Here is a 2,772-nt window from a genome sequence, read left to right on the forward strand (position 1 = left end):
TCCCAGAGCAACCCCCGGCTCCCACCCGGCAGCCGCTGCTGCACGAGGAACCGCGAGTCATCTCCGGGCTTCGCAATGAGGGCGGCCACCACGCGGACCGTCCTCTTCGGCGCTCCCTGCGTCAACCACTCCTCCCGTCCAGCCGGAGCGCGTACAGGTACCCGTTGTTCGACAGCACGTACATCTTCGCGCCCACCACCCGCGGTGTGGCCGAAATGCCATCTCCCGGGTTCCACGCCAGCTGCGACTGCCCCGTCCGCGGGTCCACGAAGAGCAACGAGCGCTGGGCTGGCACCAGGAGCATCCCCTTGACCAACACCGGCTCGAACGCGGCCCGTTCCTGGAGGGTTTGCGACCAGAGGAGCTTCCCTGTCTCTCCCAGGTAGGCATCCAGGCGGTCATCCCCCGTGACGACGACCACGCCGCCATGCACCAGCACCGAGGTGATGCCCTGGGCCACCGTGTTCCACACCACGTCGCCCGTCTCGGCGTCGAGTGCGTACAGGCCGCCCGAGTACGACGCGGCATACACGTGGCCCGCCTCGTCCAGGGCGGGCGTGGTGTCCACGTCCATGAACTGCCCGCCGCCGCTCGGGGCCAGCGACTTCTCCCACCGCACGCCGCCGTCCGCCAGGTCCAGCGACACCAGCGTGCCGTCCGAGAAGCCCACCCACACCGCCTCGCCACGCACCGCCGGCGCGGACGCCCGGTGGATGGTGAAGCCCGTGGGCGGATCCCTCCGGTACAGCCACGCCAGCTCGCCCGTGCCGCGCTTCACCGCGAACAGGGTGTCGCTCTGCGAGGCCACCAGCACCAGGTCGCCCGCGAGCACCGGCGTCGTCGCCAGCTCCTCGCCGGCCGCGTACTTCCACTTCGGCTCGCCCGTCTTCGCGTCCAGCGCGTACAGCACGCCGTCCGTGCCCGGCACGTAGACGAGGCCGTCCTCCACCGTCGCGCCGGCGTAGAACCGGTTGCCGACCCGGAACCGCCACGCCACCTCGCCACCCGGGGCCACGCTGCGCACGAAGCCGTCCCGGGTGAGCGTGATGACGTGCTCGCCCTTCGCGTCGTACGCCGGCTGCGCGAACTCACGCGGCGCGTACTCGAGCAACGTGGGGTTGACGAGCTGCGTCCACCAATCCACCGAGAAGAAGTGGTGTGGCGGCTGCTGCGCGGCGGAGGTGGCCGGGTTGCCATACACCGGCACCACGCTGCATGCACCGAGCAGGCTCGCCGCCGCGAACCCACCCACCCAACGCTTCCACCCGCTCGCGATACGCATAAGCCCGCGTCTACCCCGCGTCCTGCTTGGCCGCCGGAGGCGTCTTCGGCTCGGGCACCTTCACGCCCTGCGCCGCCAGCACCGCCAGCCGCTCCGTGGCCAGCCGACCCGCCGCCGTGTTCGTCTGGGAGGACTTCAGATCCGCCAGCACCTGCGCCGCCTCGTCCTTCTTGCCCTGCTGCACGAGGATGCGCGCCTGGTGGTACAGCCCCATCCCCTGCAGGTAGTCCGCCGAGTCCACCTTCGTCATTCCCTTGAAGGCCTCGAGCGCCTGATCCAGCTGGCCCTTCGCCTCGTAGGCGTAGCCCTGGCCCTCGTAGGCCGCCGCCATCAGCGGATCGTTCTTCGGGCCGTCCTTGATGAAGTCCCCGAAGGCGGCCAGCGCGCCGTCATGGTTGCCCAGCCGGTACTCGGCCTTGCCCAGGGGCAGCGCCGCCGTCACCGCCGCGTCCGAGCCCTTGTGCTGCGCGCGGAAGTCGCTCAGCGACTTGACGATGGCCTGATCCTTCTCCTGCTGGGACTTGAAGGGGGGCTCCTCGCCCGCGGGGGCCTGCAGATCCAGGCCCTCCACCACCGGCCGCTCCAGCACCGCCAGTGACTGGCCGAGTGCCTTGGAGGCCTGCATCTCGCTCCGGGTGGAGAAGTAGTTCACGATCGCGGCGATCAGCCCGCCGATCAGCAGCACCGCCACCGCGGTCCCGATGATCTGCCGGCGCTTCATCAGCCAGTCGCTCGCCTCGGCGCCGTACAGCTGGAAGGCATCGGGCGCACGGAGCTCCTGCTTCGTCATCTTCTTCTCGGACTTCTCGGCCACGGGGGTTCGCACCTCTCTACACGGAGTCGAAGGGCGCGCAATCTACGGAGCGCGCACCGGCAGTGTCAACGCGGACCGCCCTCAATGCTTCCGGGCAACCTTGGACTTCGGCCTCTTGCGCGCCGCGCGCTTGGCCTGGCCCGGGCGCTCCCGGAACAGCATCCGGATGGGCACCCGCAGATCAAAGGTCTTCCGCAGCTGGTTGGTGATGTAGCGCTTGTACATGTCCGGCACCGCGTCCGGCCGGTTGCACGTGAGCGCGAAGGTGGGCGGCGCCGTGCCCACCTGGGCCATGTAGTACACCCGGAGCGGCCCGCGTCCCACGATGGGCGCCGGGTGGTTCTCGTCGATGTGCTTGAGCAGCCGGTTGAGCTGCGGGGTGGGCGCCCGGTAGCGGAACTGGTCCGCCAGCTCCACCGCCAGCTCCAACACCTTCTCCACCTTCGAGCCGGTGAGCGCCGAGGTGAACACGATGGGCGCGTACCCCACGAACTTCAGCGAGTGCTTGAGATCCTCGCGGAAGAGCTCCTGCTTGCGCTGATCCGTGCTGATGAGATCCCACTTGTTCACCACGATGACCAGCGCGCGGCCCTTCTCCTCGGCGATGCCGGCGAGCTTCGCGTCCTGGTCCACCGCCGGCTCCGTGGCGTCCATCAGCAGCACCGCCACGTCGCTG

The 2,772-nt window shown here is 69.6% G+C and carries 3 protein-coding genes and 1 pseudogene; all 4 read right to left on the reverse strand.

Features of this window, described 5'->3' with window-relative positions:
• A pseudogene (locus tag VF697_RS07095) lies at positions 1–125 on the reverse strand ((deoxy)nucleoside triphosphate pyrophosphohydrolase); the annotation flags it as partial.
• Positions 122–1,252 carry a PQQ-binding-like beta-propeller repeat protein gene (locus tag VF697_RS07100; RefSeq protein WP_331092736.1) on the reverse strand — a complete coding sequence of 377 codons (1,131 nt, stop codon included), beginning with the start codon at positions 1,250–1,252 and terminating at the stop codon, positions 122–124. The gene VF697_RS07100 and the pseudogene VF697_RS07095, both read right to left, overlap by 4 nt.
• Positions 1,253–1,292: 40 nt before the next feature.
• Positions 1,293–2,096: a tetratricopeptide repeat protein gene (locus VF697_RS07105; protein ID WP_331092737.1), complete on the reverse strand. Its 804-nt coding sequence runs from the start codon at positions 2,094–2,096 to the stop codon at positions 1,293–1,295.
• An 81-nt stretch (positions 2,097–2,177) separates the two neighbouring features.
• The coding region (locus tag VF697_RS07110) for a GTP-binding protein (protein WP_331092738.1) at positions 2,178–2,772 on the reverse strand (595 nt) is incomplete at its 5' end.

The sequence above is a fragment of the Archangium sp. genome, assembly GCF_036388035.1.
GTDB lineage: Bacteria > Myxococcota > Myxococcia > Myxococcales > Myxococcaceae > Archangium.